At 72.2% G+C, this 17,004-nt stretch carries 13 protein-coding genes; 4 read left to right on the forward strand and 9 right to left on the reverse strand.

The window, feature by feature from the left end:
• From AB0J69_RS37700 to AB0J69_RS37725, 6 genes are all read right to left on the reverse strand, one after another.
• Positions 1–2,569 (reverse strand): bifunctional FO biosynthesis protein CofGH (locus AB0J69_RS37700; RefSeq protein WP_364127686.1); only part of this gene is annotated, 2,569 nt, incomplete at its 3' end.
• Positions 2,570–2,618: 49 nt separating this feature from the next.
• The gene (locus AB0J69_RS37705) at positions 2,619–3,512 is read right to left on the reverse strand and encodes a DNA-3-methyladenine glycosylase 2 family protein (RefSeq protein WP_364127907.1); all 894 of its coding nucleotides are present in this window, start codon (positions 3,510–3,512) and stop codon (positions 2,619–2,621) included.
• A 193-nt stretch (positions 3,513–3,705) separates the two neighbouring features.
• Positions 3,706–4,797: an NDP-sugar synthase gene (locus tag AB0J69_RS37710; protein ID WP_364127688.1), complete on the reverse strand. Its 1,092-nt coding sequence runs from the start codon at positions 4,795–4,797 to the stop codon at positions 3,706–3,708.
• Positions 4,798–4,817: 20 nt separating this feature from the next.
• Entirely contained in the window at positions 4,818–5,933 is a 1,116-nt protein-coding gene (locus tag AB0J69_RS37715; protein WP_364127691.1) for a glycosyltransferase family 1 protein, read from the reverse strand.
• 93 nt (positions 5,934–6,026) lie between these two features.
• Entirely contained in the window at positions 6,027–6,875 is an 849-nt protein-coding gene (locus AB0J69_RS37720) for a lysylphosphatidylglycerol synthase domain-containing protein (RefSeq protein ID WP_364127694.1), read from the reverse strand.
• Between the two features lie 77 nt (positions 6,876–6,952).
• Positions 6,953–7,780 carry a class I SAM-dependent methyltransferase gene (locus tag AB0J69_RS37725; RefSeq protein ID WP_364127697.1) on the reverse strand — a complete coding sequence of 276 codons (828 nt, stop codon included), beginning with the start codon at positions 7,778–7,780 and terminating at the stop codon, positions 6,953–6,955.
• A 93-nt stretch (positions 7,781–7,873) separates the two neighbouring features.
• Here AB0J69_RS37725 and AB0J69_RS37730 point away from each other — a divergent pair, with 93 nt between their 5' ends.
• From AB0J69_RS37730 to AB0J69_RS37740, 3 genes are read left to right on the forward strand one after another with little or no spacing between them, the layout of a single operon-like run.
• The gene (locus AB0J69_RS37730) at positions 7,874–8,944 is read left to right on the forward strand and encodes an SPFH domain-containing protein (RefSeq protein WP_364127700.1); all 1,071 of its coding nucleotides are present in this window, start codon (positions 7,874–7,876) and stop codon (positions 8,942–8,944) included.
• 40 nt (positions 8,945–8,984) lie between these two features.
• Positions 8,985–10,064, forward strand: coding sequence for a hypothetical protein (locus AB0J69_RS37735; protein ID WP_364127703.1), 1,080 nt, complete (start codon positions 8,985–8,987; stop codon positions 10,062–10,064).
• A 9-nt stretch (positions 10,065–10,073) separates the two neighbouring features.
• Positions 10,074–11,033, forward strand: coding sequence for a lysylphosphatidylglycerol synthase transmembrane domain-containing protein (locus AB0J69_RS37740; protein ID WP_364127706.1), 960 nt, complete (start codon positions 10,074–10,076; stop codon positions 11,031–11,033).
• On the opposite strand, the gene AB0J69_RS37745 is transcribed toward AB0J69_RS37740, so the two are convergent.
• The 3 genes from AB0J69_RS37745 to AB0J69_RS37755 all read right to left on the reverse strand — a co-directional run bounded on the left by AB0J69_RS37745 (position 10,934) and on the right by AB0J69_RS37755 (position 15,143).
• Positions 10,934–11,995, reverse strand: coding sequence for a glycosyltransferase family 4 protein (locus AB0J69_RS37745; protein ID WP_364127708.1), 1,062 nt, complete (start codon positions 11,993–11,995; stop codon positions 10,934–10,936). The genes AB0J69_RS37740 and AB0J69_RS37745 overlap by 100 nt on opposite strands.
• Positions 11,996–11,997: 2 nt before the next feature.
• Positions 11,998–12,927, reverse strand: coding sequence for a glycosyltransferase family 2 protein (locus tag AB0J69_RS37750; RefSeq protein ID WP_364127710.1), 930 nt, complete (start codon positions 12,925–12,927; stop codon positions 11,998–12,000).
• A gap of 122 nt (positions 12,928–13,049) precedes the next feature.
• A complete protein-coding gene (locus AB0J69_RS37755) occupies positions 13,050–15,143 on the reverse strand; it encodes a hypothetical protein (protein ID WP_364127712.1) in 2,094 nt (697 codons plus the stop codon).
• A gap of 107 nt (positions 15,144–15,250) precedes the next feature.
• Here AB0J69_RS37755 and AB0J69_RS37760 point away from each other — a divergent pair, with 107 nt between their 5' ends.
• Positions 15,251–16,852 carry a hypothetical protein gene (locus tag AB0J69_RS37760; protein WP_364127715.1) on the forward strand — a complete coding sequence of 534 codons (1,602 nt, stop codon included), beginning with the start codon at positions 15,251–15,253 and terminating at the stop codon, positions 16,850–16,852.
• Positions 16,853–17,004 lie beyond the last annotated feature (152 nt).

Here is a 17,004-nt window from a genome sequence, read left to right on the forward strand (position 1 = left end):
TTTGCTTTTCCTTTGTGGGCTTTTCCAATCTCGCCCCCCCCCTCCCCCCGCTGGGCCACACCCGGCCGCGGGCCGCCGAGGCGGCCAGCCGCTCGTCGTCGGGGACGCCGTACTCGGTGGTGCGCTGCCGGACCGGCCGGCCGCTGACCTCGACCATCTCGCGCAGCTCGCTGATGGTCTTGTACGAGCCGTTCTCCGACCCCGCCATCCGGCTGATCGTCTCCTCCATCAGCGTGCCGCCGAGGTCGTTCACCCCGCCCTGGAGCACCTGGCGGCACAGGTCGTCCTGGAGCTTGACCCAGGAGCACTGGATGTTCTTGATCGCGCCGTGCAGCAGGATCCTGGACAGCGCGTGCACGGCCCGGTTCTCCTGCGCGGTGGGGCCGGGCCGGGCCACGCCGGCCAGGTAGATGGGGGCGCTGGTGTGCACGAACGGCAGCAGCACGAACTCCGAGAAGCCGCCGGTCTCCTCCTGCAGGCGCCGGATGAGCTTGATGTGCCTGACCCAGTGCAGGTGGTTGTCGACGTGCCCGTACATCATGGTGGAGGTGGTGGGGATGCCGACCTTGTGGGCCGTGGTGATGACCTCGATCCACTCCTTGGCCGGCAGCTTGCCCTTGGTCAGCACCCAGCGCACGTCGTCGTCGAGGATCTCGGCCGCCGTCCCCGGCAGCGAGTCCACGCCGGCCTCCTTGGCCGCCTCCAGCCAGTCGCGGATGGACAGGTTCGTCCGGCTGGCGCCGTTGATGACCTCCATCGGGGAGAACGCGTGCACGTGCATGCCGGGGGTCCTGGCCTTCACGGCCCGCGCGATCTCGAAGTACGCGGTGCCGGGCAGGTCGGGGTGGATGCCGCCCTGCATGCACACCTCGGTCGCGCCGGCCGCCCACGCCTCCTCGGCCCGGTCGGCGACCTGGTCGAGGCTGAGGGTGTAGGCGTCGGCGTCGGTCCTGCGCTGGGCGAAGGCGCAGAAGCGGCAGCCGGTGTAGCAGACGTTGGTGAAGTTGATGTTCCGGTTGACGACGTACGTGACCTCGTCGCCCACCGCCTCCTTCCGCAGCGCGTCGGCGAGGGCGGCCAGCTCGTCCAGCGCCTCACCGTCGGCCCCGAGCAGGGCCACGGCCTCGGCGTCGGTCAGCCCGGCCGGGTCGGCCTCGGCGCGCCGCAGCGCCTGCCGCACGTCGCTCGGGGTGGCGGCGGCCACCGTGCCGAGACGCTCGCGCAGGGCTTCCCAGTCGCCGTAGACGTGGTCGAAGTCGTCCCTGCGGTCGTTCGTGCGGCCCGTGGTGTCCACCTCGACGTGCAGGTCCACCCGTCCCGAGGCGGCGAACCCGCCGTCGGGCTCCTGCCAGGGACGGCCTTCGAGCACCGCGTCCGTACGGGCCAGGCCCGTTGCGGGGTCCGCCAGGGCGGCGACGTGGCCGGTCAGGCGGGGGTCCAGCCAGGGCTCGCCGGCCAGCACATATTCCGGATATATCGTCAGACGTTCCCGGAGCTGGAACCCGGCCTCCTCCGTACGGGCCGCGAGGTCGTCGATCTGCGGCCACGGCCGCTCGGGGTTGACGTGGTCGGGGGTCAGCGGCGACACGCCGCCCCAGTCGTCGATCCCGGCGCGGATCATCAGCTCGTACTCGGCGTCGACCAGGTTGGGCGGGGCCTGGAGGCGCACGCGGGGGCCGAGCACGAGGCGGGCCACTGCGATCGTGGTGGCCAGCTCCTGCAGGTCGGCGTCCGGCAGGCCGCGCATGGCGGTGTCCGGCTTGGCGCGAAAGTTCTGGACGATGACCTCCTGGATGCCGCCGTACTCCCTGGCCACCCGGCGGATCGCGAAGATCGACTCGGCCCGGTCCTCGACGGTCTCGCCGATGCCGATCAGGATCCCCGTGGTGAACGGCACGTTCGTGCGCCCGGCGTCCTCCAGCACGCGCAGCCGCACGGCCGGGTCCTTGTCCGGCGAGCCGTAGTGGGGCTGCCCCTTCTCCTCGAACAACCGCCGCGACGTCGTCTCCAGCATCATTCCCATCGACGGCGCGACCGGCTTGAGCCGCTGGAAGTCCCGCCAGCTCAGCACGCCCGGGTTGAGGTGCGGCAGCAGTCCGGTCTCCTCCAGCACCCTGATCGCCATGGCCCGGACGTAGGACAAGGTGTCGTCGTAACCGTGCGCGTCGAGCCACTCCCTGGCCTGGTGCCAGCGGTCCTCCGGCCGGTCCCCCAGCGTGAACAGCGCCTCCTTGCACCCCATCGCCGCCCCCTGCCGGGCGATCTCCAGCACCTCGTCAGGGCTCAGGAACGGCGCGGGCAGCTTGTGCGGCGCGGTGGCAAAAGTGCAATAACCACAACGGTCCCGGCACAGCCGGGTCAACGGGATGAAAACCTTCCTGCTGTAGGTGATGATTCCCTCGCGGCCGGCGGCCCGCAGCCCGGCGTCGCGCACGCGGGCGGCGTGTCCGAGAAGTGTGTCGAGGTGCTCGTCGCGGGCGTGCAGGAGAACGGTCGCCTCGGTCACGTCCAGGGTCTTGCCGTCCCTGGCTCGGGCGAGGGCGCGGCGGAGCGCGGAGTCAGAACTCATAGAGGCACAGTACGTCGGGCTGAGTTCGTCGCACGCACCCAGGGCCGGGTCAGAACGATCGGTAGTCGCGCGCCGCCATCCGGGGCCCCCGCGCGGGCGGGCGCAGGCCGGTGAGCCAGACGAGGACCGTGGCGCGGTGCCGATGCCCCACGTACGGCTCCAGCAGCCGCATCATCCCCGGATCGTCGGTCTTCTCCCCGGTCAGGGCATAGCCGACGAGCTTGGCCAGGTGGAAGTCGCCCACGCTGACGGCGTCGGGGTCGCCGAAGGCGCGCTGGCGCACCTCGGCCGACGTCCACACCCCGATCCCGGGCAGCGCGCGCAGCAGCCGGTCGAGCTCCTCCGTGGTGGCGGCCGCCTCCAGCTTGTCGGCGTGCCAGGCGGCGTTGGCGATCGTCCTGGCGCGTACAGCCTCGGCGCCGGCCCGGTGCCAGTGCCAGCTCGGGATCTGCCGCCACACCGCGGGCTCGGGCACGACCCGCATCCCCTCCGGGGCCGGCCCTGGGGCGGGCTCGCCGTAGCGGGTGAGCAGCCACCGCCAGGCCCGCCACGCCTCCCGCCCGACGACCTTCTGCTCCAGCACGGCAGGTACGAGGGCCTCCATCACGCGCCCCGTCCGCCCGAGCCGCAAGCCCGGATGTTTCCTGACGACCTCCGCCAGCACCTCATGCCTGACGCTGAATCCGGAGATATCGTCTTCCGCCCCCACGAGCGCCGGCAGCGCCTCCAGCACCCACCCCGCCCCGGGCCCCCACGCCTGCCCGTGCACGCACCCGGCCCTGACGCTCACCCTGAGCGTGCACGGCCCGTCGGGGGTCCTGGACGTGCGCCACACGGAGCCGTCACCGCTCTGGCGCCAGGTGGGATCGCCGCTGCCGCGCTTGTGGGGCTGCAGCGCCAGCCCCACGTCCAGCGGCCCCTCGGGCACCCAGCTGCGCTCCATCACCCGTCCAGTCTGCCGCGCCCCCTCCGCTGCTCGCACCGGCCGGCATCCGCCACCAAGGCGTGCCGTCCCCCGGGGCCGCCTGCCGGGAAGCCCTCCGGGAAAACCTGGGCCTCAGCGCCCGGGGAACCGCCGACGGCGGGAGGACGCCGGAGAGCCACGTGCTGCCGGTCGGGGGAGCCAGGCCCGGGCGTCAGACGTCGCTGGAGTAGCGCATCGCCCGTTCGGGCAGCTCGATGCCCGGCCAGATGCGTACGCCGTTCTGCAGCTCGTTGCCCGCCCCCACGACGGCGGCGTCGCCGATGACCGCGTCGCGCACCACGGTGCCCGCGCAGATCCGCGCTCCCCGCCCCACCACGGAGTCGGTCACGCAGGCCCCGGCCTCGACCACGCAGTCGTCGCCCAGCACGGACCCGGCCACCGAGGCCCCGGCCTCGACCACGGCCCGCGCGCCGACCACCGTGCCACCCAGCACCTTCGCCTCGGGCGAGATCCGGGCCCCCTCGAGCATCAGGTATTCGCCCGTCGGCCCGGGCAGCGCGGGCGAGGCCAGCCGGCCCAGCACCAGGTCGCGCGAGCCCTGCACGTATGCGCTGGGCGTGCCGACGTCGAGCCAGTAGGTGCGGTCGGCGTACCCCAGCACGAGCCGGCCCGACTCGATCAGCCCCGGGAACGTCTCGCGCTCCACCGACACGACCTCGTCGCGCGGGATCGAGTCGATCACCGACCGGGTGAAGACGTAGCAGCCGGCGTTGATCCGGTTGGTCACCGGGTTGGGCGTCTTCTCCAGGAACGCCGTCACGCGCCCCGCCTCGTCGGTCGGCACGCAGCCGAACCGGGTGGGATCGTCCACCTCTGTCAGATGGAGCGTTACAGCGGCCTGGCGCGCACGATGGAGGCGCACCTGCTCGCCGATGTCGTGCCCGGACAGGATGTCCCCGTTCAGGATGAGCACGGGGTCGTCGGGGCCGGCCGTGAGCGCCTCGGCGGCGTTGCGGATCGCGCCGCCGGTGCCCAGCGGCGTCTCTTCCGTCATGTATTCGAGCGAGAGCCCGAACGCCGCCCCGTCACCGAAGGCCGGCTCGAACATCGACGCCTTGTACGAGGTCGCGAACACGATGCGGCGCACGCCGAAGGATCGGGCGCGGGCCAGCTGATGTGCCAGGAACGGCACCCCGGCGGTCGGCAGCAGCGGCTTGGGCGTGCCCAGTGTCAGCGGACGCAGGCGCGTGCCCTGCCCCCCGACCAGGAGGATCGCCTCGAGGTCTGGCAAAGAGCTCTCCATCACTCCGTGAGGTTACCGAACTATTCGATTGCGCGTTGATAGGAGCTGAGATGCGCCTCCGCGGAGGCTTCCCAGGTGAATTCGCGAGCTCGGGCCAGCCCGGCCTCCTGCAGCTGCTTCCTCCGCTCGGAGGAGGCCAGCAGCTGGCCGAGCGCCGTGGCGATGCTGTCGGCGTCGGGCTCAGTGTAGGCCACGGCATCGCCGCCGACCTCGGGCAACGAGGTGCGATGCGTCGTCAGGACCGGGGCGCCGCAGGCCATGGCCTCCAGCACCGGCAGCCCGAACCCCTCGCCGCGCGAGGGGAAGGCCACCACGAGCGCCCCGCCCAGGAACCCGGGCAGGTCGGGGGCGCGGAGATAGCCCGGCCTGATCACCCTGACCGTGGCCTCGACCTCCCGGCAGGCGGCGTCCACGTCGTCCTCGTGCACACCGCCGCCGATCACCAGCGCCGGCGGCCGCTCCAGCCGCTTCACGGCGGTGGCGAAGCCGCGGATGAGGTTGGGGACGTTCTTGCGCGGATCGAGCGCGCCCAGGAACGCCACATAAGGCTGTCCGTGCAGCCCGCATCTCATGGCGGACCGGCGGATCTCCTCCTCGCTCGGCGGGTGGAACTGGGCCAGGTCGACGCCGTGGTAGGCGACGTCGATGCGGGTGGGGTCGGCGGACAGCACGCGTACGAGCTCGTCCCTGGTCGCCTTGGACGGCACGATCACCCGGCGGGCATGGCGTACGGCGGTGCGGGTGGCCGAGCGGATGAACGAGGCGCGCGGGCCGAGCTGGTCGGGCTCGGTGAACCAGGTCGCGTCGTGCACCGTCACGACGATCGGCAGGCCCGAGCTGAGCGGGATGGAGTAATAGGGCGCGTGGATCAGGTCCGCTCCCGCCTGGCGCGCGAGCAGGGGCAGTCCGCTCTGCTCCCAGGCCAGCCTGGTGGCTCTGTTGGTGATCGCGACGGGCCCGGGAATGACCTGGGCCGAGGGCGCGAGGCTCCGGTATCGTTCAGCTTCGGCTCGCTGGCAGACCACGGCCAGGTCCGCACCCGCCCGATCGAGCGCGGCCACGAGCCCGTCCACATACCTGATCAACGCGCCGCGGTCCGCGGGGACCGCCGCCGCATCGACGAGCACTCGAGGCATACGTAGATCTTCTCCCCTCAAGATCAACGTGGGACTGGGCGTCCCCCTCTAAAGTTCAGCTTATGACCAGCCTCCCCTAAATCGTGGGCCAAATCACACCGAGTCGCGACGCGCCGCAATTCCCGCCAAGCCTGCGCAGATCAGATCGCCCACGATGATGACAATGCGGGACGAAAGCGCCACCGCAATTGCGGAGCCCCGATCCAGATGAGGCGCCAGCACGGCAACCATGGCAATCTCCCGGACGCCCGCGCCCGCCGGGACGACGAAGGTCAGGATCCCCAGGCACCACGACAGCGCGAAGGCTCCCACGGCGAACAGCGGGCCGCCCTGGGGGGCGATGAAGTAGAGGTGCACGCCGTAGGCGATCCAGCCGGTCAGCGCCCAGCCGAGCGCGGTCAGCATGCCGCGCCTGGTGAGGGGGCGTTCGAGGGGCTCGCGCTTGAGCCGGCGCAGGGCGTAGCCGATGACGCCGTTGACGACCTTGGGCTCCAGCAGGACGAGGAGCAGCGGGATGAGCAGCAGCAGCCAGCCGTAGCGGTCCCAGCCCAGCGTGACGAGCGTGACCAGCAGGCCGGTGGCGAGCTGGATGGGCATCATCAGGAAGAACGCCGCCGCGCTGCGCGTCCGCGGCACGCCGAGGTCGCGGCCCATCTCCATCTGGGCGAGCACGGGCCAGACCGTGCCGGGGATGTATTTCCCGAGCTGGCCGACGAAGAACACCTTGGCCGCGGGCCGCGCGGGCAGCGGCGAGCCGAGATCGGCCAGCAGCGTACGCCAGGTGAGCATGGCTCCGAGCAGCGCGGCGACCACGGCCACCAGCGCCCCGGCCAGCGCGGGCCACGACAGCCTGGCGAACCCGGCCACCACGGCGTCCCACTCCCGGGCCACCGCGTACCCGCCGAAGCCGAGCGCGACGGCCAGGAACGCGTATCTGACCAACCGGCGCTTCCCGGGACGCCGCGGCACGGCCTCCGCCGGGGACTCGACGGGAGCCTCTACGGGGGACTCATCGGCGCTCACAGCGGGCGGACCCGCTCCGGCGGCTGCGGCAGCGCCGCGCCGACCGGCCGCCGCGGCGTCTTGGTGGCCACCCACAGGTACGTCGGCACCACCGGCAGCAGCAGCCTGAGCACCTCGCGCGGCGCCCGCGACAGCACGGTCCTGACCACCTTCCCCAGCACGCCGGGGAACAGCTCGCCCCCGGCGAACCGGGTCGGCGTGGCGAGCACGGGGAAGGTGTAGTCCCACACGTGGAAGGCGCTGAGCATCCTGCGCAGCCCGCGCCGCGTCCTGAACCGCTCGTAGTAGTGGTCGGCCCGCCCGAACGCCCGCACGTAGCGGTCGGCCAGCGCGGGCGGCAGGTAGGACAGGAACGGCAGCTTGTAGTGCGGCTCGATGACGCCGAGCCGGTTGCCGAGCCCGAGGTAGAGCACCCCGTCGTCGGACAGCACCCGCCGCATCTCCGCCACCACCGCGTCAGGGTCGACGACGTGCTCGTAGATGTGGTTGAACACCAGCACGTCGATCGAGCCGTCGGGGAACGGCAGCGCGGTGCCGTCGCCGCAGACGAAGGCCACCCGCTCGCCGAACCGGTCGGCGGCCTTGCGCAGCCCCGGCACGTCGATGTCGATGCCCAGCGTGTGCTTGGCCCCGGCGTGCGCCAGCTCGTCGGCGATGAACCCGGCCGAGCAGCCCACGTCGCCCACGGTCTTCCCGCCGAGCGGCCCGTGGAAGTGCTCGAGCACCGCGATGATCTTCGCCGCCTTCCGCCTGCGCTTCTCCTCGTCGAGCATGGCGGACTGGAACTCTGAGTATTCGAGCTGCGCGACCCGTTGCTTCACCACGGTTCCCCACCGTACCGACCTCTGCGCCCATCCGACGTCAAACGCCTTTGGTACGGTGGCCGACCTGGCGATACCGGGGCGGATGGGGGCGAAGTGGAGCTTTTCAACAAGATCCGGGGCGAGTTCATCGACATCGTCGAATGGCTCGACGACAGCCGCGACACCCTCGTCTGGCGCTTCCCCCGCCACGACAACGAGATCAAGATGGGCGCCCGGCTCGTGGTCCGGGAGTCTCAGGTCGCGGTCTTCGTCAACGAGGGACAGATCGCCGACGCGTTCGCGCCGGGGACGTACCGGCTGGAGACCCGGAACCTGCCGGTCCTGTCCACGCTGAAGGGCTGGATGCACGGCTTCCAGTCGCCGTTCAAGGCCGAGGTGTACTTCGTCAGCACCCGCCAGTTCGCCGACTTCAAGTGGGGCACGCAGAACCCGGTCATGGTGCGCGACCCGGAGTTCGGGGCGGTGCGGCTGCGGGCGTTCGGCGCGTACGCGGCCAGGGTGACCGACGCCCGGGCGCTGCTGCCGGAGCTGGCGGGGACGGATCCGCGGTTCCGTACCGAGGAGGTGGAGGGCTACCTGCGCCAGATGGTGGTGGGCCGGCTCGCCCACGCCCTCGGGACCGCCGGGGTGCCGCTGCTCGACCTGGCCGCCGACCAGCACGAGATGGGGCGGCGGCTGGCGCAGGCGCTGACGGCCGACCTGGCCGGGGTGGGCATCGCGATCCCGAACTTCACGATCGAGAACATCTCGCTGCCGCCCGAGGTGGAGCGGGCGCTGGACAAGCGGTCGCAGATGGGGATCGTCGGGGACCTCGGGGACTACGCGAGGTTCCAGGCGGCCGGCGCGCTGGAGAACGCGGGCGGGGCCGCCGACGGCATGGGCCTGGGCCTGGGCATCGCCGCAGGTCAGCAGATGGCCGCCGCCCTGACCCCACAGCCACGACCACAGCCGGGGCCGCCACCGCTCCCCCAGCCCGGCCGCTGGTTCCTGGGCGTGGACGGGGAGCGGCGCGGGCCGTTCGAGGAGGCGGAGCTGCCGGCCGCCGGGCTCACCCCGGACACGCTGGTGTGGAGGGCCGGGATGCCGCAATGGGCGCCCGCCCGTGACGTGCCCGAGCTGGCCGCGCTCCTGCGCGACACCCCGCCGCCGCTCCCGCCGGCCTGACCTCCCGCCGCGACCCGGCCCCGACCAGGAGGACCCCCCGATGACCTCCCCCACCCAGACCCCCGCCCACCCCTGCCAGGGTTGCGGCGCGAGCGTGGCGTTCGCCCCCGGCACCGCCGTCCTGCGCTGCCCCTACTGCGGCCTCGAACAGCAGATCGCCCCACCGGCCAGGCAGATCCGCGAGTTCTCCTACGACGCCTTCCGCGCCGCCAAGCCGCGCGTCCGGACCCTGGCCGCCAACCAGTTCGCCTGCCCCGGCTGCGGCGCCCGCACCGAGAGCGACGCCCTCTCCAGGGCCTGCCAGTTCTGCGGCACTCCCCTGGTCGCCGACCCGGCGAACGACAGCCAGATCGCCCCCGAGGCCGTGCTCCCGTTCGGCCTGGACCGGGGCGGCGCCGGGCAGGCGATGCGCTCCTGGGTCAGGTCCCGCTGGTTCGCCCCGAACCGCCTCAAGAAGGTCACCGAGGCGGAGACGATGAAGAGCACGTACCTGCCGCACTGGACGTTCGACGCCGGCACCGTCTCCGACTACACCGGCCGGCGCGGCGAGCACTACTGGGTCACCACCACCCACACCGGCCAGGACGGACAGCGCCAGACCCGCCGCGAGCGGCGCACCCGCTGGTACCCGGCCGCCGGCCGGGTGTCGCGGGGCTTCGACGACGTGCTGGTGGGGGCCACTCAGCAGGTTCCGGGCGAACGGCTGGACGCGTTGCGACCCTGGCCGCTGGAGCAGGCCGTCCCGTTCGACCCGCGTTACGTGGCCGGGCACCACAGCCTGCGCTACGACACCGAGCCGCAGGCCGGCATGGAGCAGGCCAAGCAGGTCATGGCCGAGGTCATCCACGGAGACTGCCGCCGCGACATCGGGGGTGACGTGCAGCGCGTGGACTCGGTGCGCACGAACTACTCGGACGTCACGTTCAAGCTCGTGCTGCTGCCGGTCTGGATCGGCAACTACGTGTTCGGCGGGAAGACGTACCAGGTGCTGATCAACGGGGTGAGCGGGAAGGTCCACGGCGACCGGCCGTACAGCGCGGTGAAGATCACGATGGCGGTGCTCGCCGCCGTGGCGCTGGTCGCGGGCGTCGTCTGGCTATACCAGGTGAACCGCGCGTAACCTGAGCCAATGCTCCGCCGCCTGCTGCGCATCTTCCTCGCCCTGGTCGCGCTCGGTTTCCTGGGCTACGGCCTGGCCGCGAACTGGCACGAGACCACGACCGCCGTGGCCGCGATGTCGCCGTGGGCGGTGCTCGGGGCGTTCGCCGCGGTGCTGCTCGGCCAGTTCTTCATGCTGCTGGCCTGGCGGGAGATCCTGGCCGGGCTCGGCACTCGGGTCCCCGTGCGGATCGCCGGGCGGATCATGTTCGTGGGGCAGCTCGGGAAATACATCCCGGGCGCGGTGTGGGCGTACGCGGCGATGATGGATCTCGGCCGCGACCAAGGGAGCCCGCCGCGGCGCACGTTCGCGACGATCTCGCTGGGGCTGGTGATCAACATCGGGGTGGCGATCTCGATCGCCGCGGTCACGCTGAGCGGGCTGGACGCCGTGCGGCAGGCGTGGTACCTCGTGCTGCTGGTGCCGGTGATCATCGTGTGCCTGCACCCGAAGGTGCTCACCTGGGGGCTGAACCTGGCGCTGCGCATCGCGCGCAAGGAGCCGCTGGAGAGCGTGCTGCCCGGCCGTACGGTGGTCGTCGCGGTGGCGTGGACGGCGCTCGGCTGGTTCGTGTACGGCCTGCACATCTGGCTGGTCGCCGGCCGCGCCGACCTCTACGTCATCGCGACCGGGGCCTACGCGTTCGCCTGGGCGACCGGGATCCTCACCGTGGTGGTCCCGGCCGGGGTCGGGGTCAGGGAGGGCGCGCTGGTGCTGGTGCTCGGGCCGATCATCGGCACGCCCGCCGCGCTCGCGGTGGCGATCGTGTCGCGGCTGGCGTTCACGCTGGCCGACGCGGCGGCCGCGGGCATCTCGTTCCTGCTGGGCCGTCAGGCGCCGAGCAGCGCCCCGGCGTACGCCGACCAGAACGGCTCCGGATCGACCGCCTTGACGCCCGACCGCAACCTCTCGGGCTCGCCGGAGGCGTAGAACCGCTCGATCGCCCGGCGCAGCGCGTCGGCGTCGCCCGGCTCGACCAGCAGCCCGTCCACACCGTCGGTGATGTGCTCGGCCAGCGCGCCCACCCGGGTCGCGATCACCGGCACACCGTGCTCGTGCCCGAGCCAGACGTTCTGGCTGGCCGTCGCGTTGCGGTAGGGCAGCACGAGCGCGTCGGCCGCGGCGAACAGCTTCGGCACGTCCGCGGCGGCGACGTATCCCGGCCGCAGCTCCACCCGGTCACCGAGGCCCAGCTCGGCGATCAGCGCCTTCGTCTCGTCGAGCCCGCCCCAGAACTCGCCCGCGACCGTCAGCCCGATCCCCTCGGGCAGCGCCCGCAGCAGCAGGTCGAGCCCCTTGTACGGGCGCACGATGCCGAAGAACAGCAAGCGGCGGTGCACCTCGGCCGACCGCTCGCCGGTGGTCGAGGGCAGGTGCGGCGGCAGCCCGGCCACGCTCACCGGTTTGCCGGTGAGCCCCCTGGCCAGGTCCGCCTGCTGCTCGGAGTGGGCCAGCACGCCGTCGACCCGCTTGAGCAGCGCCTTCATCAGCGGCTCGTCGTAAGGCTTCCGCTCGTGCGGCAGCACGTTGTGGCAGAGGGCGATCGTCCTGACTTTTCGCCCGATCCCGTACAGGATCCCGAGATAGGCGGGCACCTGCACCGGGCTCAGCACCGCCAGCACCACCAGGTCGGCCGACCGCAGCCGCCGCCCGGCCGCCACCCACCCGTCGGGCCGCCGCCAGTCGAGCCGGCGCACGGTCCTCGGGTAGGGCGTGCCCTCGGGCGCGGAGATCGTCTGCTGCCCCGGATAGAGGAACGACGGGTATTGCGCCCGCCACGACTCGATCACCACGTCGTGACCGTGGGCCGCCAGGCGGTGCGCCAGCTCGGTGGTGTGCTGGGCCCCACCCCCCTTGTACGGATAGGTCGGGCCGACGATCGCGATCCGCAAGGTCACTCTCCCCGCGAGCGCACGATCAGGTCGGCGAGCAGCGCCACCGATCCGATCAGCATCCCGGACAGGAAGATCATGACGGTGTTGGCCGGGAAGTAGAACGGGTGCTGGATCATGTCCCAGACGCCCTTCACGAACCCGATGGCCACCAGCCAGAGCGCGGGCGGCATGAGCACCTTGAGCGGGTTGAAGTACATGATCATCCGCAGGACCTGCAGGATGTAGCGGTAGGCGTCGGAGACGAAGCTGAACTTCGACTTGCCGGCCCGCTTGGCGTAATCGGTCGGCAGGTAGTAGATGTCGTGCTGGTTCATGAGGAACGACAGCGTGATCGTCGTGACGCACGAGAACCCGGGGGGCAGCAGCCGCAGGTAGGGCCGGGCCACCGACTTGCGGAAGGCCCGCAGGCCCGAGTTGAGGTCGGGGATCTTCTGCCCGGCCAGCATCTCGGCCACCTTGCGGATCACCCACTTGGCGGGCACGCGCAGCAGCTTGTGCGAGCCCTCCTCGCTGGTGCGCGCCCCGACCACCTGGTCGATGGTGGAGTCCTTTTCCAGGATCTGCACCAGCTCGGGGATGCGCTCGTTGGCGTAGGACATGTCGGCGTCGGTCCAGACGACGATCTCGCCCTTGGCCTCCTGCGAGCCGATCCGCCGCACGGTGCCGGAGCCGCCGTTGCGGTGGAAGGCGCGGATGCGCAGGTGGGGGTAGTGGGGCGCGGCCTCCTGCAGCTTGGCCAGGGTCGCGTCGGTCGAGCAGTCGTCGACCGCGACGAGCTCGTAGGTGTAGCCGCTCGAGTCCATCGCCTTGGTGATGCGCTCCACCTCGTCGATGACATGATCCTGCTCGTTGTAGCAGGGCAGGACGATCGTGACGTACGGCGCTTCTTCCACGGCAGTTCCACTCTTGGGGGTCTCAAGCGTGCTCACGGGGGTCGAGGTTACTCTGCCCAGCCGGAGGGCGGGTCCACATCCCACCAGTGGGAGCTCCCGATTCGAGCGCTCCCACCCACCAGTCTGACCCATCCGGTCACGCTGATCGGCCGAACCGGTCAGGCGACCGCCATCCACACCTCCATCTCCAGGGTCCACGTGCCGTCGGGAGCGTTGAGGAGGGAACGCTCGTCCTGCCGGGTGACCAGTGCCAGGATCCGCGACGGCGGCCCGTAGAGCGCGACCTGCGCCTCCTCGGCGCCCAGCACGACGGGTACGCGGCCGGCCGCGCGCACGCGCTCGATCTGGCGGCGGATCTCGGCGTCGGGCGCCAGGTCCGAGTCCGTACGGGCCACCCGGGCCGCCGGCCGGCCGCACATGCCGCGTACGACCTGGGTGAACCGCTCGCCGGTGACCCGCTCCACGAGCAGCACCGAGGCGTCGGCCGGGATCCTGGCGCACATCGCCTCGACCGCCGCCGCCTCGCCCCGCTCGACCGGCGTGAACGCCGTCCCGATCGAGGTCACGGCCGGCGGCACGAGAACCAGCACGACGGCCAGCGCCGTCCCCCACCGGTGCACGCGCGGCCCGTGCCGCTCGAAGAGGTTCCGCAGCCGGGACAGGGCGTACGCGGCGAGCAGGATCAGCCCGGGGATCACGATGGGGACCAGGCGGCGGGCGGCCCACGGGTGGTCGGGGGTGATCTCGGGGCGCAGCAGCGTCGTGACGGTCGTCCAGCCCACGACCGCGAGGGGCAGCAGCCACACGAAGGGCGTGCCGTCGCGCAGCAGCCTGCGGACGAGCAGGGCGGCGGCGAGCGTGGCCAGCACGACGGTGGGGGCGCCGACGTACCAGACCACCCAGTGCAGGGAGTCCTCGAAGTAGAGCCGGTGGCCGTCGACGGGCATGCCGTTGGCGCGCTGGATCTGCATGATCATCTCGTACGTGCGCCGGTCGTCCGGGTTGGCGGGCACGCGGGTGACGGTCTGCAGCCACGGGCGGGCGTACAGGGCCGCCATCAGAAGCACGACCAGGCCCGCCCCCGCCGCCGGGGCCCATCCCGGCAGCCGGATCCGGGCCAGGGCGGGGGCGGCGGCCGTACCGGCGAGGATGAGCACGAGGACGGTGGCGCAGATGAGCAGCAGCGGCCGGACCGAACCGGACAGATAGGTCAGGTACGGCCGGGCCAGCAGGTACGCGGCCAGCATCCCGATCCCGCCCCCGGCCACCAGTCCGGCCAGCATCGGCAGCCCCAGCACCCCCTGCGGCCTGCCGAACCGCCGCATCGCCAGCAGCAGCCCCGCGAACGCCAGCACCGGCAGCACGTCACGCAGCCCGTCCACCCTGACCAGCACCGCCAGTCCGGCGACCAGCCCCGCCAGCAGCCCCCGCCCCCACGCCGGCCGGGCGAGCGCGTCGCATGCCAGCGCCAGCCCGCCGAACAGCAGGATCATCGACGGGATCTCGCTGAACGTGGTGCGCGAGGTGTAGAGGACGGGCAGGCTCACGGCGAAGGCCACCGCCGCCACCACCGCCCACCGCGTCCCGGCCAGCCGCGCCACCACCCCGGCCAGCGTGAGCACGGCCAGCGCCCCCAGCACGGCGGGCATCACGAACGGCGCGCCCAGCCAGTTGCCGATCGCGAACAACATCGGCGGCCCCGGCATGAACTGCGGCACCACGGCCCCGTCCACGGCGTAGAACCCGACGCTCTCGAACATCAGCTTCGGATCGGCCCCGCCGAACGCCTCGGCCTGGGCGGGGATGGGCAGGGAGCCGTGGCCCGCGATCCAGGCGGCGTACTGGGCGTAGGTCGCCGGGTCGCGCCGGACGGCGACCTGCTCGCTGTGCATGACCGCGTTGAACACCCCGGACGCCACGGCCACCACCACGACCCCGGCCACCGGCCACGCCCAGGCCAGCACCCCCCAGAAGCTCCGCAGCTCGCCCCGGCCCATCACGGGGCTGGCCACGGTCTCCGTGGCGTTCTCCACGCCCTTCTGCGTGGTGCCCCCGGCCGTCGCGGCGCCCAGTCCCCGCGTCCCGGCCCAGCACAGCAGGGCGGCGGCGGGCACCCCCAGCACTGCGGCGAGCACCGGCTCGAACCGGCCGAGCAGCAGCAGCGGCAGGCCCGCGAGCAACCAGCCCGCCACGGCCAGGGCGGGCAACACGGACAGCGCGGCGAGCACCCGGCCGGGTCGATCGAGTTCCATCGGTCAGCGAGCGTATCCAACGTCGCGCCCACCCCGTCCCGGCCGGGGCCGGGCACGCGTGGCCCCAGCTGCGGGAAGCCGGGCGGCTCCGGTGGTGGAGGCACGGGGTGCGGGCGATCGCGGGTAGCGTACGCGAGGTGCCGGAGAAGCGGGAGGACGTGCGGGTGATGTCGGAGGCTCGCGCCGGGGAGTCCGCCAGGCCCGGCCGTGGCCGGCGCCGCCTGCCGCGTGACCCGAAACGGTGGGCCCGGCGGATGGCGGGCGAGCTCAGGAGCCGCGCCCTGCGGGCGGCGGAAGGGTCGAAGCCGTGGGCGCGGCGGCACAGGTGGTTCCTGGCCGTCCTGGCCCTGGGCACGGTCCTGCGTGCCCTGGCCATGCTGGGCTACCGGCCCGCCCTCTGGTTCCCCGACTCCTACACCTACATCGTCACCGTCTTCAGGCCCCGCCCCGACCTCGTGCGGCCGGCCGGCTACTCGATGTTCCTCAAGCTGCTGGAGCCCCTGCACGCGTTCGGCGCGGTCACGGCGGCGCAGCACCTGCTGGGGCTGGCCACCGGCGTGCTGGTCTACCGGGCCGCGCGGAGGGCTCCCCGGTGGGTGGCGACGCTGGCCACGGTGCCGGTGCTGCTGGACGCGTACCAGGTCGAGCTGGAGCACCTGCTCGTCTCCGACACGCTGTTCATGTTCCTGGTCGTGGCGGCCGTGGTGCTGTGCCAGGCGCGGCGGCCCGCCACGGTCGTGGCCATCGGGCTGCTGCTGGCGGCGGCCACGCTCACCAGGACCGTCGGCCAGCCGCTGATCGTCGTGCTGGCGGGCTGGTTCGTGCTGCGCGGGCGGATCAGGCCGGCCGGCGTGCTGCTGGCCGCCGCGCTTGTGCCGATCGTCGCGTACGGCGCCTGGTTCTACGCCACCTACCAGCGCGTCGGCATCGTCGGCGCGAACGGCGTCTTCCTGTACGCCCGCACGATGTCCTTCGCCGACTGCGCCGAGATGGACCCCCCGCCCGATCTGAAGATCCTGTGCGACCCGCGCCCGCCCGAGCGGCGCCCGCCCTCGCAGGAGTACATCTGGGCCAAGGACTCCCCCCTGGTGCTGCGGCCGGGCATCACGTTCTCGAAGGAGAACGACGACCTGGCGGCCAGGTTCGCGACGCTGGCGATCACCAGCCAGCCGCTCGACTACGCCGCCTCGGTGCTGACGGAGCTGGGGCGCACGTTCACCTGGGGCCGTCCCGTCTATCCCGATCCCGAGGTCTACGCCTACTACCAGTTCCCGGTGACGGAGCCCGGACCACCTGGGCGCTATCCCGCGCAGGTCGGCGCCGAATATGCCAAGCTCTACGAGCAGGGTGCGATCGGCACGGAGATCGTCGAGCCTCAGGCCGGATGGCTGCGGGCCTACCAGGGCATGGCGCGGCTGCCCGGCCCGGTGCTCCTGGGGATCTTGCTCGTGCCACCGGTGGCGGCGATCGCCCGTCGGCGCGGCGGAAGGCGCCTCGTGGCGGGCCCGGAGTGGCTGGTGCCCTGGTCAGCGGCCGTTGTGCTGCTGATCACACCGGCCGCGGCGGCCGAGTTCGACTACCGGTACGTGTTGCCGGCCGTACCCCTGGCCTGTTTGGCGGCAGCCCTGAGCATCAGGCCTGACGTGCGGGAACAGTCCGGAGGCAGGAAAGAGTTTGGCGATGATATTCCACCCAATGTCCGGCTCTGAGTATGCTGTGCCGCGGAAACATCACGCCCAAGTCACGGCCGTTCCCCACGATCGTGGCTCGAGGCACGCCGTACGTGACCTAGTCTCGTGGCGCGGAGCGACCAAGCCGGCGGCGCAAGGAGTGAGGCTAGGGGGCGTATGAGTGACTACAG

The organism is Nonomuraea sp. NPDC049709 (assembly GCF_040674815.1).
Taxonomy (GTDB): domain Bacteria; phylum Actinomycetota; class Actinomycetes; order Streptosporangiales; family Streptosporangiaceae; genus Nonomuraea.